Here is a 22,287-nt window from a genome sequence, read left to right as displayed (position 1 = left end):
ATGAACGATCCCGCCGGTGGCATTCCCGGAGTTCTCCGCGAAAGTTCCCCCATACGACCTAATTCGCGGCCGTACGGGGGTCCTTGCTTTACGGCACGTGCCTCACGGCGCGGCGCCCCCTCCGCGGTGGTCCCGGGCGGCGCGGTCAGAGCCGGGGGTCGACGGGCTCCGACTCCAGCGCGAGCACCGCGAAGACCGCCTCGTGGACCCGCCACAGCGGCTCCCGCGCGGCCAGCCGGTCCAGCGCCTCCAGCCCCAGCGCGTACTCGCGCAGGGCGAGCGAGCGCTTGTGGCCGAGGGACCGCTCGCGCAGCCGCTCCAGGTGGCCGGGGCGGGTGTACTCCGGGCCGTAGATGATCCGCAGGTACTCGCGGCCGCGCACCTTGACGCCGGGCTGCACCAGTCGGCCCCTGCCGTCCCGGGCGTACGCCTGGAGCGGCTTGACGACCATGCCCTCGCCCCCGGCGGCCGTCAGCTCCAGCCACCAGTCGGTGCCGGCCCGTACCGAGTCCTCGTCGCCGGTGTCCACCAGGATGCGGGCGGTGCGGCGCAGCAGCCCGGTGCCGGACGCCTCGTCCGCGGCGACGAGCCGGTCCAGCCAGAACAGCTGCTCGTCGTGGGGCACGGCCGCGAGCGAGCGCCCGGCGGCCGCCAGCAGCTGGAACGGCGCGAACCGTACGCCCTCCAGCCCGTCGGTGGGCCAGCAGTAGCGCCGGTAGGCGTCGGTGAAGGCGGCCGCGTCGGCCGCCCGGTCCCGCTGGCGCACCAGCAGCGCCCCGGTGTCGACGCCCCGGGCGGCCGCGGCCTCCAGTGCGCCGATCGCCCCGGGGAAGACCGAGCGCGAGGCCGCGCCGACGGCGGCGTACTGGTGGCGCAGCAGGCCGGCGGACTTCAGGGACCAGGGCAGGAGTTCCCCGTCGAGGAGCAGCCAGTCGCCCGTGCCGGAGGCGCCGGCGGCCCCGGTCAGCTCCTCCCAGAGTCCGGCCTCCGTGATCGCCGTACGGAGCCGGCCGAGGACCTCCTCGGTGACCAGCGGGTCGTTGAAGAAGGGCCGCCCGGTACGGGTGTAGACGGATCCGGTCGGCCCGTCCACGCCGAAGCACTCGCGGGCCGCGGCGGCGTCCCGGCAGACCAGGACGGTGGCCCGGGAGCCCATGTGCTTCTCCTCGCACACCACCTGGACGACGCCGTCCTTGCGGTACTGCGCGAACGCCTCGGCCGGGTGCTCCAGGTAGCCGTCCTCGCGGGAGGTCGCCGTCGGCGCCATGGTCGGCGGCAGGTACGGCACCAGCCGGGGGTCCACCGCGAAGCGGCTCATGACCTCCAGGGCGGCGGCCGCGTTCTCCTCGCGGACGGTGACGTTGCCCAGGTGCCGGGTCTCCACGATCCGGCGTCCGTGGACGTCGGCCAGGTCCAGCGGCCTCCCGTCGTGCCCGCCCGGCGCCTCGGCGGCGAGCGGCCTGACCGGCGCGTACCAGACCTTCTCGGCCGGTACGTCCACGAGTTCGCGCTCGGGCCAGCGCAGGGCGGTCATCCGCCCGCCGAACACGGCGCCGGTGTCGAGGCAGAGGGTGTTGTTGATCCATGCGGTGTCCGGGACCGGGGTGTGGCCGTAGACGACGGCGGCCTTGCCGCGGTAGTCCTCGGCCCACGGGTAGCGCACGGGCAGGCCGAACTCGTCGGTCTCGCCGGTGGTCTCCCCGTACAGGGCGTGCGAGCGGACCCGGCCGGAGGTGCGGCCGTGGTACTTCTCGGGCAGGCCGGCGTGGCAGACGACCAGCCTGCCGCCGTCGAGCACGTAGTGGCTGACGAGACCGCGGATGAAGTCGCGCACCTGCGCGACGAACTCCTCGGACTCGCCTTCGAGCTGCTCGATCGTCTCGGCCAGGCCGTGGGTCCGCTGGACCGTGGAGCCCTTGAGGTGACGGCCGAGCTTGTTCTCGTGGTTCCCCGGCACGCACAGCGCGTTGCCGGAGGCGACCATGCCCATGACGCGCCGCAGGACGCCCGGGCTGTCGGGTCCGCGGTCGACGAGGTCGCCGACGAAGACGGCCGTGCGGCCCCCGGGGTGCACGCCGTCCTCGTAGCCGAGCTTGGCGAGCAGGGTCTCCAGCTCGGAGGAGCAGCCGTGGATGTCGCCGACGATGTCGAAGGGACCGCTGAGGTGGGTGAGGTCGTTGAACCGCTTCTCCAGGACGACCTCGGCGCGCTCGGCCTCCTCGGCGGTGCGCAGCACGTGCACCTTGCGGAAGCCCTCGCGTTCCAGGCCGCGCAGCGAGCGGCGCAGGTCCCGGCGGTGGCGCTGGATGACGGCGCGGGGCAGGCCGGCCCGGTCGGGGCGGGCCGCGTTGCGCTCGGCGCAGACCTGCTCGGGCAGGTCGAGGACGATGGCGATGGGCAGCACGTCGTGCGCGCGGGCGAGCTGGACCAGCTGCCGGCGGGCGTCGGCCTGGACGCTGGTGGCGTCCACGACGGTGAGGCGGCCGGCGGCGAGGCGTTTGCCGGCGATGTAGTGCAGGACCTCGAAGGCGTCCTTGCTGGCGCTCTGGTCGTTCTCGTCGTCCGCGACGAGGCCCCGGCAATAGTCGGAGGAGATGACCTCGGTGGCCTTGAAGTGCTTGCGGGCGAAGGTGGACTTGCCCGATCCGGTGGCCCCGATCAGGACGACGAGGGACAGGTCGGTGACGGGAAGGACGCGGTGCCGGTCGGTCTCCGCGGCGGTGGCCGGGGTGGGGGTGGGGGTGGTCATGCCGCCTCGCCCTCCTTCGGGGTGTCGGTGGTCTCGGCGGTGCCGGCACCCGGGGTGGGGCCGGTGGCGGTGGCGGTGGCGGTGGTGGCGGTCCGGGTGAAGACGCCCATCTGGGTAGGCGGCCCCACCTCGGGGTCGTCGTCACCGACGGGGACGAACTCGACCCCGTACCCGTGCCGGGCCGCGACGTCGTGCGCCCAGGCCCGGAACTCCTCCCGGGTCCACTCGAAGCGGTGGTCGCCGTGCCGGACGTGCCCGGCGGGCAGGGTCTCCCAGCGGACGTTGTACTCGACGTTCGGGGTGGTCACCAGGACCGTGCGCGGGCGGGCCGAGCCGAAGACGGCGTACTCCAGGGCGGGCAGCCGGGGCAGGTCCAGGTGCTCGATGACCTCGCTGAGCACGGCCGCGTCGTAGCCGGCCAGCCGCTTGTCGGTGTACGCGAGCGACCCCTGGACCAGCCGGACGCGGGAGCTCTGCCGCTCCCCCATCCGCTCCAGCCGCAGCCGCTTCGCGGCGAGGTGCAGCGCCCGCATGGACACGTCGACCCCGACGATCTCGGTGTACGCCGGGTCCTTGAGCAGGGCCTGGACCAGCTGCCCCTGTCCGCAGCCGAGGTCCAGTACCCGCCGGGCGCCGGCGCCGCGCAGCGCGGCGAGGAGCGCCTCGCGGCGCAGCACGGCGAGCGGTACGGGCCGCTCCTCGGTGTCCCGGTCCTCGTCGACGGCGTTGTCGAGTTCCTCGACCTCGCTGCCCTCGGACTCGGCGAGCCGGACCAGCTCCAGGCGGTCGAGGGCGTCACGGGTCAGGCCCTTGTGGCGGGCCAGGTAGCGCGAGCTGATCAGGCCGTTCTCGGGGTGGGAGGCGAGCCAGCCCTCCCCGGCGCGCAGCAGCTTGTCGACCTCGTCCGGGGAGATCCAGTAGTGCTTGGAGTCGTCCAGTACGGGCAGCAGCACGTAGAGCTGCCGCAGGGCGTCCGCGAGCCTGAACTCCCCCTCCAGCACGAGCCGTACGTAGCGGGATTCCCCCCATTCGGGGAACCGCTCGTCGAGCGGGAGGGGCTCCGCCCGTACGAGGTCCCAGCCGAGGGGTCCGAACAGCCGGTGCACGAGTTCGGTTCCGCCGCGCGCGGGCAGCACCGGGATCTCGACCCGCAGCGGACGTGCCTGCTCCGGCAGGTCCGGGCGGGCGGTGCACTGGCCGGCCAGCGCGCTGCGGAACACCCCGCTGAGCGCGACGGCGAGCAGCGAGGACGCGGCGTACGGGCGGTCGTTGACGTACTGCGCCAGAGCGGCGTCGGGCGCCGCCCCGCCCCGGCCCCTGCCCTGGCCGCGCCGCACGAGCGCGACGGGATCCACCTCCAGCAGCAGGGCCGCCGTGCACCGCTCGGCCGTGGCCTCGGGGTAGAACACGTGGGCGGTGCCGTGGGAGGTGGAGAACGACTGCGCCTTGCCGGGATGCTTGTGCAGCAGGTAGCCCAGGTCGGTGGCGGGGCGTTCAGGGGAACCGGTGGTGGAGATCGTCAGGAACACACGACCGAGTATCGACCGCGCCCCCAACCGCTGACCAGGGATTTATCCGTCCTGCGCAACTCCCCGCCGCCTCCGGCGACCCTTCGGTATCCCCTCAGGCGCCGCGCGGGCCGCGGGTCAGCTCCGCGATCCCGGCGGGGCCGACGCGGCAGCAGCCGCCGACGAGGCGGGCCCCCGCGCGGTACCAGGCGGCGGTGGGCCAGGGGGCGTGGGCGGCCGGCGGGTGCCAGGTGCCGGCGGCCGCGTCCCAGACGGAGCCGTCGTTGGGGTAGGCCAGCAGCGGCTTGGCGGTGACGGACGCCGCCGTTTCGAGCGCGGGCAGGACGTCCGCCGGGTCGCAGCAGTTGACGCCGAGCGCGATGACCTGCGGCGCCGACGCGGCGAGCGCGAGAGCCTCGGACAGGGGTGCGCCGGAGCGGGTGCGGCCGTCGGCAACCGTGTAGCTCAGCCAGGCCGGCGCCCCGGTCTCGGCGAGGACCGTCAGCAGGGCCTCGGCCTCGTCGGGGTCGGGCACGGTCTCCAGGGCCAGGACGTCGGGGCCCGCGGCGAGCAGGGCCTCGACGCGGGGCCGGTGGAAGGCGGCGAGCTGCCGCACGGTCAGGCCGTACCGCCCGCGGTACTCGGAGCCGTCCGCGAGCACCGCCCCGTACGGGCCGACCGAGGCGGCCACCCACACCTCGTGGACCGCGGCTTCGGCCGCGCGGGCGGCGAGGGCGACGCTGCGGTGCAGCAGCGCGGTGGTCGCCCGCGGGTCGTGGCCGCGGGCGGCGAAGGTCTCGTAGCCGACCTGGTAGCTCGCGGTGGTCAGCACCTGCGCGCCGGCCCGCGCGTACGCGGTGTGGGCGGCCGCGACCTGCTCCGGCTCCTCGGTGAGGACCCGGGCCGTCCACAGGCCGCCGGACAGGTCGCAGCCCTGGTCGGCGAGCTGGTTGCTCAGCCCGCCGTCCAGGAACACCGTCCGCCGACGGGCCAGGGCTCCGGCGAGCGGGCCGGACGCGCGCGTCATCGGTGCGGACCCCCGTCAGCCCAGCTGGGACAGGACCTGGGCCGAGATCAGCTCCAGGTGGTCCAGGTCGTCGAGGTCGAGGACCTGGAGGTAGACGCGGGAGGAGCCGGTTTCCGCGTAGGCCCCGATCTTCGCCACGACCTCTGCGGGGGAACCGGCCAGGCCGTTGGCCCGGAGGTCCTCCACATCGCGGCCGATGGCGGCGGCCCGGCGGGCCACCTCGGCGTCGTCCTTGCCCACGCACACGACGAGGGCGTTGGAGTAGACGAGGTCGCCGGGCTTGCGGCCGGCCTGCTCGGCGGCCTCCCGGACCCGGCCGAACTGCCGCTCGCTGTCGGCGATCGAGGCGAACGGCATGTTGAACTCGTCGGCGTACCGTGCGGCGAGCCGCGGGGTGCGCTTGGCGCCGTGGCCGCCGATGAGGACGGGCACCTTGGCCTGGGCGGGCTTGGGAAGCGCCGGCGACTTCTCGATCTGGTAGTGGCGGCCCGCGTAGTCGAAGGTGGAGCCGGGCTCGGTGGCCCACAGGCCGGTGACGATGGCCAGCTGCTCCTCCAGCCGGGCCATCCGCTCCGCCGGGAAGGGGATGCCGTACGCCTTGTGCTCGTCCTCGAACCAGCCCGCGCCCAGGCCCAGTTCGACGCGGCCACCGGACATCTGGTCGACCTGGGCCACCTGGATGGCGAGCACGCCGGGCAGCCGGAAGGTGCCGGCCGTCATGAGCGTGCCCAGCCGGATCCGTTTGGTCTCGCGGGCCAGGCCCGCGAGGGTGATCCAGGCGTCGGTGGGGCCGGGAAGACCGTCCGCCGAACCCATGCGCAGGTAGTGGTCGGAGCGGAAGAACGCGTCGAAGCCCAGTTCCTCGGTGGCCTTGGCGACGCTCAGGAGGGTGTCGTAGCTCGCACCCTGCTGGGGCTCGGTGAAAATGCGAAGATCCATGCTCCCCATCCTGCCCTCCCCGCCCCGGCCGGGTGAATCCGCGTCAACCGGACGGCCCACCGCCGACCCGCCAGTGACCGGCCCGGACGAGGATCGTTGCTCGGACGGAGCCGGACCGCCCGGCCCGCGCGCCGGCGGCTTCACGCCGGTGCGTCCACCGCCCCCTTCCGCCTCGGAAGGGCCAGGGCGAGGAGGCCGCCATGTCCCACGAGGCCGTGCCGGAGAACCCCCGACACACGGGACAGACCGCACACGCCGGACCGGCCGGACCGGCCGGACCGGCCGCGCACGACGAGGCGGGAGGCCAGGAGTCCCCGGCAGCCGCCCGGAGCGGGGCACCGAAGGGCCTGCTCCAGCAGATGGAAGAGCTGATGGCCGCGCTGAACGCCGATCTCACGCGGCTCGACGCCGACCTCCAGTCCTCCGCGGACCGCGTCCCGGAGAGCCAGAACACCTCCCCCCGGTCGTACTGACCGCGCGGGTCCCGTCGCACGCGACGGGACCCGGCTCCCGTACACCGCCGTCGGCACCGCCACCGGCGCCCGGCGGCCGCGGCGACGCCACCGTTGCGGCCGCCCGGCGGCCTCAGACCACGCCGGAGGCGGAGCCCCGCTCCCGGACCGTCATCCGGCGCAGGATCGCCCGGACCCGGTCGCTCGACTCGTCGGCCGCGTCGATCGACTCGATGCACTGCCAGTACAGGGTCTCGTCGTCCGTCCCGCAGGCCACCCCGACCAGGGCTATGCCCACTTCACCCAGCAGCGCCTGGAGCCCCAGCAGCGCCTGCCGGACATCCGCCACCCCGGCCAGCTGCGCCGCCCTCGGCGGAGGCTCCGGGGCGCTGCCCTCACCGCGCAGGGCGGCCCGGTCGAGCACCCCGCAGCCTCTGCTTCCCGCCTCGCCCAGTCCCCGTGCCTCCGCTCTCATCTCCGGCGGTCCGGTGACCGCCAGATAGCCTCCTATGCCCTGCGCGAGCGCCTGTGCCTGCCAGGCCTCGCCCACGATGTCCCACGCAGCCCCGCTCTGTGCCAGCGCGTGCCGGCCGGCCGCGATGAGCCGTACCGCATCCATATGCCGTCCCCCGTCCGCACGACATCCCGCCGTTCTCATCACTACCCAGAGTGATGGCAATGGGCCAGTAAAGCTAGGGGTATTCGGAAAATGTGGACACAACCGTGATTGTGAACGAAGCCATCACTCCGAAGAGTGACCATGGGGGGCCTGCGGACCCGCCACCGGGAAGCGCAGCCCGTTCCTGTCGATCTTCGCGGCGAGCGCATCGAGCACATCCACCCCGAGGACCTCACAGAACTGCAGGAGGTACGCGAGCACGTCGGCCACCTCATCGGCCACCCGGTGCGCGCTCTCCGGCTCCTCCATGACCCTCTCCGACTGTTCCGGCGTCAGCCACTGGAAGATCTCGACGAGTTCGGACGCCTCCACGCTCAGCGCCACGGCCAGGTTCTTGGGCGTGTGGTACGGAGCCCAGCCCCGGGCGTCCGCGAACGCTGCGAGCCGCCGCTGGAGCAGGTACAGCCGTTCGTCCTCGCGCGGCTCGGGCGCGTCCGTGTCGTTCATGCGGTCAGGTCTACCACCACGACGTCCGCGAGCCCACGGGCGGCGGCCGCGGTCCTCTCCCCCACCACGGCGGTCAGCCGGATGTGGCCGCGGCCGCAGGACAGCAGGGCCAGGCGCAGCAGTTCGTCGCCCTGGCGCCGGTCCAGGCCGCGGTCGAGGCCGTCGGCCAGCACCGTCAGGACCTGCCGCGCGGAGGGCAGTTCGGCGGCGGGGTCCACCGCCAGCACTCCCGGTCCGGTCAACAGGACGAGCGCCAGGGCGAGGAACCGGAGCTCGCCCGAGCCGAGCCGGGACAGCTCGGTCGCGGGCCGGCCCGGCCCCCGGTCGAGTACGGCGGCGAGGAGGCCGTCCGGCCGGGCCCGTACGTCCAGGCCGACGACGGGTCCCGCGCAGCCGGTGCGGGCCGCCGCCGTCAGCAGCGCGTGACGGGTGCCGCACTCGTGGCGGGTCCGGCGCAGTACGTCGGCCAGGTTGGCGCAGTCCTCCGACAGCCGCCCCTCCCCCGGTGCGACGGGGGCGCGCATCCGCTGCGGCCGGGGGTCGCACGGGAACACCGAGCGCAGGGCCACCACCACCTGTTCGGCGGCGGCGAGCACCTGCCGCTGGCCGGCGGTGGCGCCGGCGACGCGCAGCGGGAGCAGGGCGGTGCCGAGCCGGTCGTCGGGGAGCGGGGCGCGGGTGACGCCGATGGCGCCGCCGGTGAGCCAGGCCGCCTGCACGGAGCGGCGGCCGGGGTCGCGCAGGGCGGTGCCGAGCAGGATCTGCCCGTTCTGCGAGAGCCGTTCACCGACGATCCGCAGCGTCGGCTCCGCCTGGACGGCGAGATCGAGCCGGACCGGCCCGGCGGGCCCGTCCACCGTGCAGCCGATGCGGAATCCGCGGCGGCGCTCGGCGTCGGGAACGGCCCGGTCGGGGACGCGGGCGGCCGGGTCCGGGAAGACCTCCTCCAGGGTGGCACCGGAGGCCAGGTCAGCCAGGGCCGTGTAGGCCGCCAGGACCTGGGACTTGCCGCTGCCGCTCGGCCCGGCGAAGAGGGTGACCGGCCCGAGCGGGAAGGCGGCCGCCCGGTGCGAGCCGAAGGCGGAGAGCCGCAGCTCGGTGAGCACGGGACGGTGCCGGGCGCCCGCGGCCCGCCCGGCGCCCCCCGCCCCGGCCTGCGCGGGGACGACCGGATCGGCGTCGGGGTCCCGTCCCGCGCGGGCCCGCCCGGCGGGGGCGGCGCCCGCGGGAGGCGCAACGGGCCCGAGCCCCGGGGCGGATGCGTCGGGCAGGGCGGCGCCGGCGGGCGCGGCGGGCGCGGCTCCCGCGTCGGCTAACGCGACGGCGAGCGCGGCGGGGGCGGGGCGGGAGCCCGGTTCCCCGTACGGTGCGGCGGTGGGGGTGGCGGGGGCGGCAGGCGTGGCGGTGGCGTCCATGCGCCGGACGGTACGGGCCGCCGGACCCCCCGAGGGCCCGGCGAACCGTTCCGTCGCGGCGGTCTTCCTACGATCGGGGGACGGCGGCGGCCGCGATCCCCTCGACCTCGGTTCCGACGGGGGCCAGCAGGAAGACGTTCCGGTCGACCCGGTGCATCCCGCTGCCCAGCCCGAAGACCACGCCGCTGCTGAAGTCCAGGATCCGCTTGGCCACTTCGCTGTCGGCGCCGGTGAGGTCGAGCAGCACCGGGATCTGCGCGATCAGGTACTCGGCCACCTCGCGCGCGTCCGCGAAGATCTGGACCCGGATCACCACGAAGCGGCGCTGCTCGGCCGCGGAGGCCCCGGGCGCCGTGGGGATCGTGCGGTGGTCCACCCGCGAGGGCCATTCGTTGCGACTGCGCAGGGGGACCACCTGCGCGAGCCCCTCCCACTGTTCGTCGGTGACGTCGTACCTGCTCACCGGACCGCCTCGGCCCTGCGCTTCATGTGCATCCCCCCATCCTCTCGCGTTTCACTCGTTCAGCCCAACAGCGACACGAACCGGGCGGGTACCCCACCCGGTTCCTCATAGGTTAGGTTAGGCATACCTAACCCACTCGGGACGATGGAGAAGATCCGCATGCGCATGTCCGGTGCCCCTGCCAACCCGGCCGCCCAGCTCGCGCCCGCCGCCCGGCCCACCGACGCCGAGCGGGTCCGGTCGATCCTGACCGCCGCACACTCCATGACCGTGGTCGCCGACGGCCTCCAGACCGAGGTCCGTCACCTCGACGGCACGGACGTCCTGGGCCGGCTGCACCTGCACCCCGCGGCGCCCGCGGCGGGCAACCCGACGGCCGCCCCGCACGACGAGCGGCCCGCGATCCGGCTGGAGTTCACCGACATCGCGCCCACCCCCGTACGCGACCGGGTGCGCGCCCGGGTCACCGTCCTCGGCCGGCTGCTCACCCCGTACGCGGAGGCGAGCACCGGGGACAGCACCTGCGTGGAGTACGGCCAGGCCATCCTGGAGACCGCCGACGGCTTCTCCTACATCAACCTCGAAGAACTCGACGAGGCCGGCCCCGACCCCCTCGCCCCGTACGAGGCCGGCATGCTCACGCACCTCCTCGACGACCACCCCGACCTCGTCACCCTGCTCCTGCGCCTGGTCGAGCCGCTGCCCAGCGCAGCCGTCCTGCGCGCGCTGCCGGTGGCCATGGACCGGTACGGGATCACGCTGCGGCTGGAGGAGCGACGCCGCCACCACGACGTACGGCTGGCCTTCCCCTCCCCGCTGGACCACGTCGAGCAGTCGGGCGCGCAGATCCAGGCCCTCTTCAGCGCGGCCCGGCGGCGCTCGCACCGCAACACCCTGCCCGCCTGATCCACCGCGGTCCTCGGCGCGTCGGTGACGTGACCGGTCAGACGGTTTCCCGGGCGTGGCGGTTGGCCGGGCGCGGCAGCCCGTAGTTCTCCCGCAGGGTGCGGCCGGTGTACTCGGTGCGGAAGAGCCCGCGGCGCTGGAGGATCGGCACGACCTGGTCGACGAAGTCGGTCAGACCGGTGGGCAGCACGGGGGCCATGATGTTGAAGCCGTCGGCGGCTCCCCGGGTGAACCACCGCTCCAGCTGGTCGGCGATCTGCTCGGGGGTTCCGGCGAAGACGCGGTGGCCGCGGCCCGCGCCGAGGCGGGCGATCAGCTCGCGCAGGGTGAGGCCGTCGCGCCGGGCCAGTTCGGCGACCAGGGTGAACCGGCTCTTGTTGCCGTTGATGTCCCGCTCTTCGGGCAGCTCGGGCAGCGGGCCGTCGAGCGGGAGGTCCGACAGGTCGGTGCCGAGCATGCCGGAGAGCTGGGCGAGGCCGTACTCGGGCACCTGCAGGTCGGTGAGCTGCTGCTCGAGGGCCTTCGCCTCGGCCTCGGTGGACCCGATGACGGGGGCGATGCCGGGCAGGACGAGCAGGTCGCTCTCGGCGCGGCCGTAGCGGGCGAGGCGGGACTTGAGGTCCTTGTAGAAGGTCTGGCCGTCGGCGAGGGTCTGCTGCGCGGTGAAGACGGCCTCGGCGTGCCGGGCGGCGAACTCCTTGCCGTCCTCGGAGGAACCGGCCTGGACCAGCAGCGGGTGCCCCTGCGGGGAGCGCGGAACGTTGAGCGGGCCGGCGACGCCGAAGTACTCGCCGCGGTGGGCGGCGGGGTGGAGCTTGTCGGTGTCGGCGTAGATCCCGCCCTCCTTGTCGAGGACGATCGCGTCGTCCTCCCAGCTGTCCCAGAGCTTGGTGGCGACGTCGAGGAACTCGCGGGCGCGGTCGTAGCGCAGACGGTGCTCCAGGTGCTCGTCCTGGTTGAAGTTGCGGGCCTCGTCGACGGTGCCGGAGGTGACGATGTTCCAGCCGGCCCGGCCGTTGCTGATGTGGTCGAGGGAGGCGAACTTCCGGGCGGTGTGGAAGGGCTCGTTGAAGGTGGTGGAGACGGTCGCGATGAGCCCGATGTGTTCGGTGACGGCGGCGATGGCGGAGAGCAGGGTCAGCGGCTCGAACCCGCCGAGGGCGTTGTAGCGGGCCTTGCCCCACAGGGCGAGGCCGTCGGCGAAGAAGATCGAGTCGAGGCGGCCGCGCTCGGCGGTACGGGCCAGTTCCTGGAAGTAGCGCAGGTCGGTGACGCGTTCGGGGGTGCTGTCGGGATGGCGCCAGGCGGCATCGTGGTGGCCGGCGTTCATGAGGAAGGCGTTGAGGTGAAGGGTCCGGGGTGCGGTCATGGCGGGTCCTCGTGTTCGGGGGCGGGGCCCGCGGTGCGTGCGGCTCCGCGGGTGGTGAGGGAGGGGCTGAGGCACGGGTCTCAGGACGGGACGCGCCAGACGCTGAGGCGGCGTTCGATCGTGACGAGCAGCTGGTTGAAGGCCACGCCGATGGCGGAGATGGTGACGATGCCCGCGTACATCTGGGGGATCGCGAAGTTGAACTGCGAGGCGTTGATCAGGTAGCCGAGGCCCGCCTTGGCGCCGATCATCTCGGCGGCCACGAGGACGAGAATGGACACGGCCCCGGCGAGGCGGATGCCGGTGAAGACGGCCGGCACGGAGGCCGGGAGGATCACCTTCTGGAAGAGCCTCGGGGTGGAGAGGTCCATGGAACGGGCCAGTTTGACGAGGGTCGGATCGGCGTTGGACACCGCGCTGATGGTGTTGAGCAGAATCGGCCACACGCAGGCGTAGACGACGATCGACACCTTGGACGTCTCGCCGATGCCGAGCAGGAGCACGAAGACCGGCAGCAGGGCGAGGGCCGCGGTGTTGCGGAACACCTCCAGCAGCGGGCCAAGGAGCGCGGCGACCGGACGGTACCAGCCGATGAGCAGTCCGAGCGGAACCGCGACGGCGACCGCGATGCCGAAGCCGCCGAAGGAGCGGAGGAGGCTGGCCGACACGTGCGTGCCGAGCTGGCCGTTGCCCAGCAGCTCCCACCAGGCCACGGCGACTTCGCTGACCGGCGGGAGGAAGGTGGCGTCCACCAGGCCCAGCCGGGGCGCCGTCTCCCATACGGCGAGGAGGGCGAGCAGGGCCGCCGACCGCAGGGCGGCGGCGCGCAGCCACCGCCCGAGGGCCTGCGCGGGGCGCGGGGCCCTGCCCGTCGGTGCGGTACGGGCGGGCGGGGCCGCCGCCGCCTTCGCCGCCGACCCCTCCGTCGTCGCCGTGCTCGCCGCGACCGCGGGGCCGGCCGTCGGCGCGGCCCTCACCGGCTACGACAAGGCGGGCCTGCCCGTCCTGACCGTCACCGACGGGGACACCACCCACCTCAGCCGCGTCTACACCTGCCTGCGCCCGAACGACGCCTACCAGATGCGGCCCGTCGCCGAGTACCTCACCGGCCGCGACCGCGGCACCACCCTCCTCGTCGACGACGGCACGACGTACGGCTGGCAGACCACCCGCTTCCTCAGCGAGGCACTGCGCGCGGGCAAGAACCTCGTGACCCCGGCGACGGTCGCCGCCGACGCGGACCACACCGCGGTGGCCCGGGACGCCGTACGCGCCGCCGCGGGCGCCGTCCTGTACGGCGGCGGCCCCACCGGCGCGGCCCGCCTGGCCCGGGCCCTCACCGCGGCCGGATACCGGGGCCGGACCGTCGCCACCCGGGCCGTCCACGACCTCCGGTTCCTCCAGGAGGCGGGGGAGAGCGCCGAGGGCTGGCTGCTGGTGTCCACCGCGGTCGACCCCTCGTCGGCCGCCGCCCCGCCCGCCGCCCGCGCCTTCGACACGGCCTTCCGCGCCCGCCACGACCGGCCCGCGCCGCTCCACGCGGCCGAGGCATACGACGCCGTCCACCTGCTGGCGCGCTGCGCGCGGGACCTGGGCCGCGCCCAGGTGGGCCGCGGCGACCTGGTGCCCACCCTGCGCGCGACGACCCACGAGGGAGTCTCCAAGCGCTACGCCTTCGAACAGGCCAATGGCACCTACACCGGCGACGGGCTGTTCTGCTACGAGGTCGCCTCGGCCCGCTTCCGCCTCCTCGGCACCCGCTCCACGGCCTGGCCCGGCTGAATCCGGCCGATGCGGCGGGAGCCCGGCCCGTGGGATCCACTCCCCGTCCGTCCCGTCCGTCCCGTCCGTCCCTTCCGTCACGGGACGGCGGGGGTGCGCGGCCGTGCCCTCCCCCGAACGGGCACGGCCGCGCGGCGGGCCCCGGGGGGCAGGGCCGATGCCGGCCGGTGAACCGGCGCTGGCGAATCTACGGGCGCGCGGCATCCGCCCGCGCCCATCCACGGGTTGAAACCCGGCTACCCCCTCGGGGAGCGACCCTGTACAACCAGGGGTGTACACAAGGGGGCTGACGTGCGGTTGTCCACACATCCGGGGCCGGACCGGTGCCGGTCCGGCGCCGGCTCCGCGCCGCGCCGCCGTTTCCCGCTCGCCGTCCCCGCCACCACCGGCTGCCGCGTCGCCGCGTACGTCACCCTCGGCCACCACCGCGCCGGCCGGCACCGGGGGCCCGCCGGCCCGCACCGCGACCACCGCGGCGAACAGCGCAGGTCAGGGGTTGATCGGAATGCGTGAAGGGGCGACGATCTACCACGGCACGGTGATCGCCGGGCCCGCCCCCGAGAGGGGATTCGACGTCAGGCTGCGGATCGCCGTACCCCGGCCGGAAGGGAGTGGAGCGGATGCCGTCCGTGCTCGTCGTCGATGACCAGTTCCTGATCCGGTCCGGACTCGCCGCCCTGCTGACCGCCGCCGTCGGCTACGAGGTCGTCGGCCAGGCCGCCGACGGCGAGGAGGCCGTCCGCCTCGCGGAGCGGACCCGCCCCGATGTCGTCCTCATGGACGTCCGGATGCCCGGCACCGACGGCATCGCCGCCACCGAACGGATCCTGGCCGGACCGGAGCCCGGGCGGCCGAAGGTGCTGATCCTCACCACCTTCGACTCCGACGAGTACGTCTTCCGCGCGCTGCGCGCCGGCGCCAGCGGTTTCCTCCTCAAGGACACCCCGCCCGAGCGGCTGCTCGCCGCGATCTCCACCGTGCACGCCGGCGAGATGCTGTTCAGCCCCCGGGCGCTGCGCGGGCTGATCGACACGTACGCCGCCCCGGTCACCCGCGCCCCGCACGCCGGTCTGGACACGCTGACCCCGCGCGAGCGCGAGGTGCTCGGCCTGGTCGGCACCGGGCTGTCCAACGCCGACATCGCCGGCCGGCTCGCCCTCAGCGCCGCCACCGTCAAAACGCACGTGCACCGCTGCATGAGCAAACTGGGGCTGTCCAGCCGCGCCCAGGCCGTGGTCACGGCGTACGAGTCCGGCCTCGCCGCCCGCCGGCCCTGACCGGGAAGGCACCGGCCTCTTCCGGATGCGGCCGGTGCCCGCCCGCGCCAGAGTGGTGCCATGGGAATCGATGACTACGGCGGCGGCCCCGGGGCCCAGCAGACCGGTGTCCTCGTCGTGACGACGAACGACGTCCCCGGATACCGGGTCGAGCAGGTCATCGGAGAGGTCTTCGGCCTCACGGTCCGCTCCCGCCACCTGGGCAGCCAGATCGGCGCGGGGCTGAAGTCCATGATCGGCGGAGAGCTCAAGGGCCTCACCAAGACCCTGGTGGAGACCCGCAACCAGGCCATGGACCGCCTCATCGAGCAGGCCAAGGCGCGCGGCGCGAACGCGGTCCTGATGATGCGCTTCGATGTCACCGAGGCGGCCGACATCGGTACCGAGGTGTGTGCCTACGGCACGGCCGTGGTCCTCGTCCCCGCCTCCGCCTGAGCGTCCTCCCCGTGCGGTCCGTGCGGTCCGTGCGGTCCCGCGTCGTGGAACCGGCCGTCTTCTACCGCCCGTAGGGGGTGGAGCGGCAGACTGGTGGCCGTGACCCTCATGGACAAAGGCTCCCACCTGCCGATCGCGTCGACCGGGGTCCGGGCCGTGCTCGCCTGGACGGCCGGGCCCGGGGTTCCGGACGTGGACGCGTCCGCGCTGTTGCTGACCGGGGCCGGCCGCGTCCGCTCCGACGCCGACTTCGTCTTCTACAACCAGCCCCGGCACGCCTCAGGGGCCGTACGCCACCTCGGCAAGCGGCCCGGCGCCGACACCGTCGCCGTCGACCTGGCCGAGGTGGAACCGGGGGTCGAACGGGTCCTGCTCTGCGCGTCGGCGGACGGCGGCAGCTTCGGGCAGGTGCCGGGGCTCCACCTGGTCCTCCTCGACGCGGCCTCCGGCGTGGAACTGGCCCGCTTCGACATGCGGGCGGGGCCGGAGACCGCGTTCGTCAGCGGCGAGCTCTACCGGCGGTCCGGGACCTGGCGGTTCCGGGCGGTCGGCCAGGGGTACGCGAGCGGGCTGGCCGGCCTGGCGACGGACTTCGGCATCACCGTGGACGAGCCGCAGCGGGCGGCCGCTCCACGGACGGCCCCCCGCGGCGCCGCGACCGCGCCCGCCGCGTCTCCTCCTGCGGTGCCCGCTCCGCCCTCCGCTCCTCGGCCCGAGCCCGCCGAGCCGGCCGTACGGTTCACCCAGGGGGAGGAGCGGCTGCCCGCCGAGGTGCGCGAGCGCCTGTCGCTGCGCAAGCGTCAGGTCGCGGTCAGCCTGAGCAAGCGGGGGGTCACCGGCCTGTCCGCCCGGGTCGTGCTCGTCCTCGACGCGTCCGGCTCCATGGCCGGCCTCTACCACCGCGGCACCGTCGCGGGCGTCGCCGAACGGATGGCCGCCGTCGCCGCCCAGCTCGACGACGACGGCGAGATGCAGGCATGGACGTTCGCCTCCCACCCCGCGCGGCTGCCCGACCTGACCATCGGCGCGCTGCCCGAATGGCTGCGCCTGCACGTGCGCGGCGGCGAGTTCAGCCTGTTCGGACGCCGGAAGCCGCCCAAGGGCCTGCTCCCCGGTCAGATCGACATGCGCGCCGTCGGCATCGGAAACGAGGAGCAGAAGGTCATCGCGGAGGTCCGCGCCTTCGTCCGGGACCACCCCGCGCCCGAACCGACGCTGGTTCTCTTCTTCTCCGACGGCGGCGTCTACCGCAACGACGCGATCGAACGGGAACTGCGCGGGGCCGTCGAGGAGCCGCTCTTCTGGCAGTTCATCGGCCTGGGCCGGGCCGACTACGGGGTACTGGAGCGCTTCGACACCCTGCCCGGCCGCCGCGTCGACAACGTCGGCTTCTTCGCCGTCGACGACATCGAGACCGTCTCCGACCCCGAGCTGTACGACCGGCTCCTCTCGGAGTTCCCGTCCTGGATCCAGGACGCCCGCCGGGCCGGCATCCTGCGCTGACGCCGCCCGCACCCCGCACCGACGACGACCGACCGGGAGGAACGAACGTGCCGACGGAGGAACGAACGTGCCGATGAACGAGCCGGAACAGCCGTCCGCGGCCCAGGTGTTCGACGCCTTGGCCCTGCGTTACGAGGAGGCATTCGGACAGGACCCCGCGCAGCTGGAGGCCCTCGACTGGCTCGCCGCCCGGCTGCCGCGCGGCGCCCGGGTGCTGGACGTGGGCAGCGGCACCGGCCGGCCCACCGCCGAGACGCTCGCCGCGGCGGGCTGCGCGGTGACGGGCATCGACGTCTCGGCGGCGATGGTGGCCCTGGCCCGGGGCCGGGTGCCGCGGGCCTGGTTCGAGCAGGCCGACGTACGCACGTACGCGCCCGATGGGGACGGCTTCGACGCCGTCTGCTCCTTCTTCCCGCTGCTGATGATGGATCAGCCCGAGGTGGCGGCCTCCCTGGAGCGGATGGCGTCGTGGGTCCGGCCCGGCGGGTACCTCGTCCTGGCGACGGTGCCCGGTGACATCCGCGGCCTCGGCATCGAGTTCATGGGCCACCGGGTCACCGTCAGCAGCCTGTCCGCCGAGGACCACCTGACCCGGCTCGCCGCCCAGGGGCTGGAGGTGCTCCACCACCGCACGGTCCTGTTCCACCCCGACGGCGGCCTGGCCGACCCGGAGGAACACCTGTTCTGCTACGCGCGGCGCCCCGCCGTGAACGTCAGCGGACCGGGCCCGGCGCCCGTGCCGGCCGACGGCCCCGGAACCTGACGCAAGCCGTGCCCGCCCGGCGGCTGAACGGGCGGACGAACAGGCGGCTGAACAGGCGACTGGGCGGGTGGACGAACGAGCGGCTGGATCACGCCGGGCGGTCCGGCGCCGCACGGGGCGCGGCGGGCACCGGACCGCCGCGTTCGGGCCGGAGGCCCGCCGCGAGTCCGGCGACGACGACGGCCAGCCCCAGCCAGACCGCCGGGCCGGGGACCCCGCCGCCCGTGAGGGCTCCCGCGCCGGCCGCGGCGAGCGGTGCGATTCCGGCCAGCAGCCCCGCCCGGCCGGAGCCCACGGCGGCCACGGTGCGGTACCAGAGCAGGAACGCCACCGCCGTCACCATGACGGCCAGGTATCCCGCGGCCGCCCACTGGCCCGCGCCGAGCGAGCCCAGGTCGGCCGGCCGCTCGAAGAGCAGCGTGAGCCCCGCCAGCATCGCCGCCCCCAGCCACACCGCGTGCACCGAGACCCCCCACGCACCGTGCCGCCGCAGCACCGGTACGGCGAGCAGGGTGAAGCCGGCCTCGCAGCCCAGCGCGAGCGCCGCCCAGGCCACCCCGGCGGCGTCGGTCCGGCCCGTCCCCTCGACCAGCACGGCCCCGGCGACGACGACGAGGGCGGCCAGCAGCACCCGGCGGCTGGGCCGCCGTCCCTCCAGGAACGGACCGATCACCCCGAGCAGCACCGGTACGGAGGCCACCGCGACCGCGATGACGGCCGGTTCGGCGTGCGCGACCCCGCGGACGACGGCCACGTTGAACAGCACCAGGCCGGTCGCCGCGATCCCGGCCAGCCACAGCCACTCACGGCCGCGCGGGCGCAGGACCGGCACCCGCGCGGCCCGGGCCAGGGCGAGCAGCAGCAGCGCGGCCGCCGCGTACCGGACGGCCTGCACGGCGAAGAGCGGGGCGTCGACGAGGGCCCGGGAGACGGTGACGCTGCTGCCGACCAGTGCCATGCCGGCGATACCGGGAGCCAGATCCCGAAGGGCGCCGGAAGCGGTGGTGGTGGTTGGTTCGGTGGACGGTGCGGTGGGTGGCGCGCTGGACGGCGCCCTGGATGTCCTCATGCGATCCAGACTGGTCCCACAATGGACCGGTGAGCAGGTCCAAAGAACACGCGTCACAGGGGTCCACAACGACGGAGCCCGATGGGCGGGCGGCCGCCGGGGGCTCCGACTTCCTCCAGCTCGACCTGACCGGCGCGCCGGCCGGCGGCCGGACCGAGTGGCTGGCCGCCCGGCTCCGCGCCGCCATCGCCGACGGCACGCTGCCCGTCGGCTCCCGCCTCCCGGCCAGCCGCGTCCTCGCCGCCGAGCTCCGCGTCTCCCGGGGGCTCGTCACCGAGGCGTACCAGCGGCTGGCGGAGACCGGCCAGGTCTCCGGCCGGGGCCGCGGCGGCACGGTCGTCGTCGCCGCCCCGCCCGCCGCCGCCCCGCGCGCAGTGGCCGGCCCGTCCGCCGTCCCGGTCCCCGGCGGGACGGTGGGAGCCGCCCGCGGCGGGCTCGTCGAAGCCCTCCGCGCGGTGCCCGGCCGGATCGACCTCTCGCCCGGCGTGCCCGACCTGGCCGCCTTTCCCCGTACGGCCTGGCTCCAGGCGGAGCGACGGGTGCTCGCCGGACTCACCCCGGCCGACTTCGGCTACGGCGACCCCCGGGGCGCGCCGGCGCTCCGGGCGGCCGTGGCGGGCTGGCTGGCCCGCAACCGGGGCATCCGCGCCGCCCCGGACGAGGTGGTGATCGTCGCCGGGGTCGCCCAGGCGCTGGCGCTGCTGGCACAGGTCCTGCGGGAGGACGGCGCGGGGCGCGTCGCGGTGGAGGACCCCGGCTCGCTGGGGGCCCGCCGGCAGCTGGAGCACTGGGGGCTGGAGCCGGTCCCCGTACCGGTGGACGCCGCCGGGCTGGACGTGTCCCGGCTGCGCGCGAGCGGGGCCGCCGCCGTTCTGCTGACCCCGGCGCACCAGTTCCCCACCGGGGTCGTCCTCGACGGTGAGCGGCGCCGGGACCTGCTCGGCTGGGCGGCCGCCGGAGGACTGGTCATCGAGGACGACTACGACGCCGAGCACCGCTACGACCGGGCCCCCGTGTCCGCCCTGCGCGCCCTCATGCCCGAGGGCGTCTGCTACGCCGGGAGCGTGTCCAAGCTGCTCGCCCCGGCGCTGCGCCTCGGCTGGCTGCTGGTGCCGCCCCGGATGCGGGACGCGGTCACGGAGGCCAAGCGCTACGCGGACCTCGGCAATCCGGTCCTCGCCCAGCTGGTGCTGGCCCGGCTGATGGAGTCGGGCGAGCTGGAACGCCACCTCCGGTTCGTCCGGCGCCGTCACCGGCGCCGCCGGGACGCGATGCTCCGGGCGCTCGCCGAGCGGCTGCCCGGGGCCCGCGTGCACGGTGCGGCGGCCGGCCTGCACCTGATGGTCACGTTCGACGGGGACCGCTTCGAGGACACCGCCCTCGCGTCGGCCGCCCTCGCGCTCGGCGTCAAGACCCACCCGCTGTCCTGGCACCGGATGCGCCCGGGGCCACCCGGCCTGATCCTCGGTTACGCGGCGGGGCCGGCGGGCGAGATCGAGGAGGGCATCGCCACCCTGGCGACGGCCCTGGACGGGCTGGGCGGAGCGGGCGGGCCGGCCGGAGCGGGCTGAGGGGGCTGAGGGGGCGGACCGGGCAGCCAAAGCGGGACGGGCCGGGCCGGGGGAGCGGGACGCGGGCCACCCGGGAAAGCCCCGACCAACCCCCTGACCTGGTCCGATGCCCCTTGACGGGAGGGCGCGCCCCCTCTACGGTCCGAGTCCGGCCGGTTCCGCTCCGGGGCCCCGATTCGCCCCGTTCCTCCTCTCCCCGGGAAGTCATGCGCCACTACACCGACGTCCTCGGCAAGTACGCCGTCTTTCGCGGCCGGGCCCCGCGCCGCGAGTTCTGGACGTTCTTGCCGTTCAACGCCTTGATCATCGCGGGGTGCGTTCACCTCGGCGACCTCCTCGGCGATGACCGCCCCGCGTCCCTCTACGCTCTCGCCGTCCTGCTGCCGACCCTCGGCGTGACGGTACGACGACTGCACGACACCGGCCGCTCGGGCTGGTGGACCCTGGCGGTCGTCGTCCCGCTGATCGGCTGGGTCTGGCTCCTCGTCATGCTGGCCGTTCCGACCTCGGGCGACGAGTCGTACGGGCCCCGGCCGGCCGCGGCCGGTCCCGTTCCGGCGCGCTGACCCCCGGGCGCGCGACGTCCGCCGGCCGGCCCGTTCGCGGGGTGGTTTCCGATCGCCGGAAAATACTTCGGCGACGGCGGCAACCGAAGGGCTGGTCGCGCGTCGTGCGGGGTGAAGGACGTGATCCGGCGTCCTCGACCGACCGTGGAGAACCACCGTGAAGAACCTGAAGCGCGTCCCCCAGTCCGTCCGCCGAGCGGTGGCCGTCACCGCTGCCGCCGCCGTTCCCAGCGCGGCCCCCAGCGCCCCCTCCGGTACCCCCGAGCTCGCCGAGACCGGCTCCTCCGCCACCACCGCCGCCCTGGGCGCCGGGGCGGCCGGCCTGATCGTCGTCGGCGCCGGAGCCCTGTACGTCGTACGGCGCCGCGCCAACGCCTAGGAACCACATGCTCCACCTCGTTCCGACCGCCGGCCCCGCCGCTCCCGTCATCGACCGGGCGCGGCGGGGCCTGTGGTCGTTCCTGCGCCGCGACCGCTCCTCCCCTCCCGCCGGGCCCGCGCCCGCGTACCCGTACGCCCGGCCGGACGCCCACCACCTCGCCCACGGGGACGGCGCCCCGCCCACGGTCAGCGCGCTCTACCACGCCCACCGGCTGGGCATGGTGCGGCTGGCGGTGCTGCTCGTCGACGACCTCGCCACCGCCGAGGACGTGGTCCAGGACGCCTTCACGGCCCTGTACCGCCGCCACGGGGACCACATCACCGAGGTGGACAACGCCCTCGGCTACCTGCGCACCGCCGTGGTCAACACCTCCCGCTCCGTGCTCCGCCGCAGGCGGACCGTGCGGGCCTGGACACCGCCCGCCGCGGCCGACGTACCGTCGGCGGAGGCGCACGTCGTGCTCGGCGAGGCACACCGCGAGGTGCTCGCCGCGCTCGGCAGGCTGACCCCGCGCCGCCGGCAGGTGCTGGTGCTGCGGTACTGGGCGGACCTCAGCGAAGCGGAGATCGCGGCCACCCTCGGCATCAGCCGTGGGGCCGTCAAATCGAACGCGAGCCGCGGGCTGGACGCGCTGGAACGGATCCTGGAGGGACGGGTATGACGCCCACGACGCACGACGGCGAGCATCCCGCCGAACGGCGGCTCCGGCAGGCCCTGGAGGCACGAGCCGCCGGGATCACCGTGCGCGAACTCCGCCCGGCCGATCCGCCGGGGCCGGGCCTGCGGCGGTCCCCGGCGGCCCGGCTGCGCGGGTTCACGCTGCCCCTGACCGGTCTCGCCGCGGCGGCTGCGGCCCTGGTGGGCTACCTGGTGCTCACCCCGGAACCGGCCCCGCCGCGGCCGGCCCCGCCCGCCGGCCACCAGCAGGGTCAGGCCGAGCACGACGAGCAGGAGCTTCTCGGGGTCGTCGCTGGAGACGAACCGG

The 22,287-nt window shown here is 74.9% G+C and carries 22 protein-coding genes and 1 pseudogene; 12 read left to right on the top strand and 11 right to left on the bottom strand.

From position 1 onward, the window contains the following. Positions 1 to 145 precede the first annotated feature (145 nt). The 4 genes from ABT106_RS14555 to ABT106_RS14540 all read right to left on the bottom strand — a co-directional run bounded on the left by ABT106_RS14555 (position 146) and on the right by ABT106_RS14540 (position 6,223). Positions 146 to 2,749 (bottom strand): polynucleotide kinase-phosphatase, encoded by a 2,604-nt coding sequence (locus ABT106_RS14555; RefSeq protein ID WP_351276555.1) that lies wholly within the window; start codon positions 2,747 to 2,749, stop codon positions 146 to 148. Next, the gene (locus tag ABT106_RS14550) at positions 2,746 to 4,278 is read right to left on the bottom strand and encodes a 3' terminal RNA ribose 2'-O-methyltransferase Hen1 (protein WP_351276553.1); all 1,533 of its coding nucleotides are present in this window, start codon (positions 4,276 to 4,278) and stop codon (positions 2,746 to 2,748) included. Before ABT106_RS14550 ends, ABT106_RS14555 begins: the two co-directional genes overlap by 4 nt. Positions 4,279 to 4,372: 94 nt before the next feature. Next, positions 4,373 to 5,284: a homocysteine S-methyltransferase gene (mmuM, locus tag ABT106_RS14545; RefSeq protein ID WP_351276551.1), complete on the bottom strand. Its 912-nt coding sequence runs from the start codon at positions 5,282 to 5,284 to the stop codon at positions 4,373 to 4,375. Between the two features lie 15 nt (positions 5,285 to 5,299). After that, complete coding sequence (locus ABT106_RS14540) at positions 5,300 to 6,223, bottom strand: LLM class F420-dependent oxidoreductase (RefSeq protein WP_351276549.1); 924 nt, start codon at positions 6,221 to 6,223, stop codon at positions 5,300 to 5,302. 200 nt (positions 6,224 to 6,423) lie between these two features. Between ABT106_RS14540 and ABT106_RS14535 the strand changes: the two genes are divergently transcribed. Continuing rightward, positions 6,424 to 6,696, top strand: coding sequence for a hypothetical protein (locus ABT106_RS14535; RefSeq protein WP_351276597.1), 273 nt, complete (start codon positions 6,424 to 6,426; stop codon positions 6,694 to 6,696). A gap of 112 nt (positions 6,697 to 6,808) precedes the next feature. Here ABT106_RS14535 and ABT106_RS14530 read toward each other — a convergent pair whose 3' ends face one another. From ABT106_RS14530 to ABT106_RS14515, 4 genes are all read right to left on the bottom strand, one after another. Continuing rightward, positions 6,809 to 7,294 (bottom strand): DUF6099 family protein, encoded by a 486-nt coding sequence (locus ABT106_RS14530; RefSeq protein ID WP_267724295.1) that lies wholly within the window; start codon positions 7,292 to 7,294, stop codon positions 6,809 to 6,811. Positions 7,295 to 7,417: 123 nt separating this feature from the next. Then, positions 7,418 to 7,801: a nucleotide pyrophosphohydrolase gene (locus tag ABT106_RS14525; protein ID WP_351276547.1), complete on the bottom strand. Its 384-nt coding sequence runs from the start codon at positions 7,799 to 7,801 to the stop codon at positions 7,418 to 7,420. Next, on the bottom strand, positions 7,798 to 9,216 hold the full coding sequence (locus tag ABT106_RS14520) for an AAA family ATPase (RefSeq protein WP_351276545.1): 1,419 nt from the start codon (positions 9,214 to 9,216) through the stop codon (positions 7,798 to 7,800). Before ABT106_RS14520 ends, ABT106_RS14525 begins: the two co-directional genes overlap by 4 nt. Before the next feature lie 67 nt (positions 9,217 to 9,283). Next, positions 9,284 to 9,679, bottom strand: coding sequence for a cell division protein SepF (locus ABT106_RS14515; protein WP_030012729.1), 396 nt, complete (start codon positions 9,677 to 9,679; stop codon positions 9,284 to 9,286). A gap of 159 nt (positions 9,680 to 9,838) precedes the next feature. Between ABT106_RS14515 and ABT106_RS14510 the strand changes: the two genes are divergently transcribed. Further along, complete coding sequence (locus ABT106_RS14510; protein ID WP_351276595.1) at positions 9,839 to 10,585, top strand: DUF2470 domain-containing protein; 747 nt, start codon at positions 9,839 to 9,841, stop codon at positions 10,583 to 10,585. A 37-nt stretch (positions 10,586 to 10,622) separates the two neighbouring features. Here ABT106_RS14510 and ABT106_RS14505 read toward each other — a convergent pair whose 3' ends face one another. After that, complete coding sequence (locus ABT106_RS14505; protein WP_351276543.1) at positions 10,623 to 11,954, bottom strand: LLM class flavin-dependent oxidoreductase; 1,332 nt, start codon at positions 11,952 to 11,954, stop codon at positions 10,623 to 10,625. An 80-nt stretch (positions 11,955 to 12,034) separates the two neighbouring features. After that, positions 12,035 to 12,931, bottom strand: coding sequence for an ABC transporter permease (locus ABT106_RS14500; RefSeq protein ID WP_502979365.1), 897 nt, complete (start codon positions 12,929 to 12,931; stop codon positions 12,035 to 12,037). Here ABT106_RS14500 and ABT106_RS14495 point away from each other — a divergent pair. The 5 genes from ABT106_RS14495 (at position 12,888) to ABT106_RS14475 (ending at position 17,714) form a co-directional block, all read left to right on the top strand. Beyond that, on the top strand, positions 12,888 to 13,736 hold the full coding sequence (locus ABT106_RS14495; protein WP_351276541.1) for an ABC transporter substrate-binding protein: 849 nt from the start codon (positions 12,888 to 12,890) through the stop codon (positions 13,734 to 13,736). The genes ABT106_RS14500 and ABT106_RS14495 overlap by 44 nt on opposite strands. A 620-nt stretch (positions 13,737 to 14,356) precedes the next feature. Continuing rightward, the gene (locus tag ABT106_RS14490; protein WP_351276539.1) at positions 14,357 to 15,013 is read left to right on the top strand and encodes a response regulator; all 657 of its coding nucleotides are present in this window, start codon (positions 14,357 to 14,359) and stop codon (positions 15,011 to 15,013) included. Positions 15,014 to 15,073: 60 nt separating this feature from the next. Further along, on the top strand, positions 15,074 to 15,448 hold the full coding sequence (locus tag ABT106_RS14485; RefSeq protein ID WP_351276537.1) for a YbjQ family protein: 375 nt from the start codon (positions 15,074 to 15,076) through the stop codon (positions 15,446 to 15,448). 108 nt (positions 15,449 to 15,556) lie between these two features. Beyond that, positions 15,557 to 16,951 carry a VWA domain-containing protein gene (locus ABT106_RS14480; RefSeq protein WP_351276591.1) on the top strand — a complete coding sequence of 465 codons (1,395 nt, stop codon included), beginning with the start codon at positions 15,557 to 15,559 and terminating at the stop codon, positions 16,949 to 16,951. Between the two features lie 73 nt (positions 16,952 to 17,024). After that, a complete protein-coding gene (locus tag ABT106_RS14475) occupies positions 17,025 to 17,714 on the top strand; it encodes a class I SAM-dependent methyltransferase (protein WP_351276535.1) in 690 nt (229 codons plus the stop codon). Between the two features lie 88 nt (positions 17,715 to 17,802). Here the strand turns inward: ABT106_RS14475 and ABT106_RS14470 are convergent, their stop codons facing one another. Further along, positions 17,803 to 18,672, bottom strand: a complete 870-nt coding sequence (locus ABT106_RS14470) for an EamA family transporter (RefSeq protein WP_351276533.1) — start codon at positions 18,670 to 18,672, stop codon at positions 17,803 to 17,805. A gap of 140 nt (positions 18,673 to 18,812) precedes the next feature. Here ABT106_RS14470 and pdxR point away from each other — a divergent pair, with 140 nt between their 5' ends. The 5 genes and pseudogenes from pdxR to ABT106_RS14445 all read left to right on the top strand — a co-directional run. Then, positions 18,813 to 20,354 (top strand): MocR-like pyridoxine biosynthesis transcription factor PdxR, encoded by a 1,542-nt coding sequence (pdxR, locus tag ABT106_RS14465; RefSeq protein WP_351276531.1) that lies wholly within the window; start codon positions 18,813 to 18,815, stop codon positions 20,352 to 20,354. Positions 20,355 to 20,560: 206 nt separating this feature from the next. After that, positions 20,561 to 20,920 carry a DUF805 domain-containing protein gene (locus ABT106_RS14460; protein WP_351276529.1) on the top strand — a complete coding sequence of 120 codons (360 nt, stop codon included), beginning with the start codon at positions 20,561 to 20,563 and terminating at the stop codon, positions 20,918 to 20,920. Positions 20,921 to 21,077: 157 nt separating this feature from the next. Continuing rightward, the gene (locus ABT106_RS14455; protein ID WP_351276527.1) at positions 21,078 to 21,299 is read left to right on the top strand and encodes an LAETG motif-containing sortase-dependent surface protein; all 222 of its coding nucleotides are present in this window, start codon (positions 21,078 to 21,080) and stop codon (positions 21,297 to 21,299) included. Between the two features lie 7 nt (positions 21,300 to 21,306). Then, positions 21,307 to 21,963 (top strand): RNA polymerase sigma factor, encoded by a 657-nt coding sequence (locus ABT106_RS14450; RefSeq protein WP_351276525.1) that lies wholly within the window; start codon positions 21,307 to 21,309, stop codon positions 21,961 to 21,963. Beyond that, positions 21,960 to 22,287: pseudogene (locus ABT106_RS14445) on the top strand (hypothetical protein); the annotation flags it as partial. The gene ABT106_RS14450 and the pseudogene ABT106_RS14445, both read left to right, overlap by 4 nt.

The sequence above is a fragment of the Streptomyces sp. NPDC002044 genome, from assembly GCF_040296725.1.
In the GTDB taxonomy this organism is placed as follows: Bacteria; Actinomycetota; Actinomycetes; order Streptomycetales; family Streptomycetaceae; genus Streptomyces; species Streptomyces antarcticus.
The sequence above is the reverse complement of the archived record's forward strand: the minus strand, read 5'-3'. Positions and strand labels throughout refer to the sequence as shown.

What these genes read in the sequence shown, in the direction of transcription:
- ABT106_RS14460 (WP_351276529.1), top strand. Translation starts at nt 20,561, where the DNA reads ATGCGCCACTACACCGACGTCCTCGGCAAGTACGCCGTCTTTCGCGGC.
- ABT106_RS14510 (WP_351276595.1), top strand. Translation starts at nt 9,839, where the DNA reads ATGCGCATGTCCGGTGCCCCTGCCAACCCGGCCGCCCAGCTCGCGCCC.
- ABT106_RS14470 (WP_351276533.1), bottom strand. Translation starts at nt 18,672, where the DNA reads ATGGCACTGGTCGGCAGCAGCGTCACCGTCTCCCGGGCCCTCGTCGAC.
- mmuM (WP_351276551.1), bottom strand. Translation starts at nt 5,284, where the DNA reads ATGACGCGCGCGTCCGGCCCGCTCGCCGGAGCCCTGGCCCGTCGGCGG.
- ABT106_RS14520 (WP_351276545.1), bottom strand. Translation starts at nt 9,216, where the DNA reads ATGGACGCCACCGCCACGCCTGCCGCCCCCGCCACCCCCACCGCCGCA.
- ABT106_RS14475 (WP_351276535.1), top strand. Translation starts at nt 17,025, where the DNA reads ATGAACGAGCCGGAACAGCCGTCCGCGGCCCAGGTGTTCGACGCCTTG.
- ABT106_RS14490 (WP_351276539.1), top strand. Translation starts at nt 14,357, where the DNA reads ATGCCGTCCGTGCTCGTCGTCGATGACCAGTTCCTGATCCGGTCCGGA.
- ABT106_RS14480 (WP_351276591.1), top strand. Translation starts at nt 15,557, where the DNA reads ATGGACAAAGGCTCCCACCTGCCGATCGCGTCGACCGGGGTCCGGGCC.
- ABT106_RS14535 (WP_351276597.1), top strand. Translation starts at nt 6,424, where the DNA reads ATGTCCCACGAGGCCGTGCCGGAGAACCCCCGACACACGGGACAGACC.
- ABT106_RS14505 (WP_351276543.1), bottom strand. Translation starts at nt 11,954, where the DNA reads ATGACCGCACCCCGGACCCTTCACCTCAACGCCTTCCTCATGAACGCC.
- ABT106_RS14530 (WP_267724295.1), bottom strand. Translation starts at nt 7,294, where the DNA reads ATGGATGCGGTACGGCTCATCGCGGCCGGCCGGCACGCGCTGGCACAG.
- ABT106_RS14555 (WP_351276555.1), bottom strand. Translation starts at nt 2,749, where the DNA reads ATGACCACCCCCACCCCCACCCCGGCCACCGCCGCGGAGACCGACCGG.
- ABT106_RS14485 (WP_351276537.1), top strand. Translation starts at nt 15,074, where the DNA reads ATGGGAATCGATGACTACGGCGGCGGCCCCGGGGCCCAGCAGACCGGT.
- ABT106_RS14450 (WP_351276525.1), top strand. Translation starts at nt 21,307, where the DNA reads ATGCTCCACCTCGTTCCGACCGCCGGCCCCGCCGCTCCCGTCATCGAC.
- ABT106_RS14525 (WP_351276547.1), bottom strand. Translation starts at nt 7,801, where the DNA reads ATGAACGACACGGACGCGCCCGAGCCGCGCGAGGACGAACGGCTGTAC.
- ABT106_RS14540 (WP_351276549.1), bottom strand. Translation starts at nt 6,223, where the DNA reads ATGGATCTTCGCATTTTCACCGAGCCCCAGCAGGGTGCGAGCTACGAC.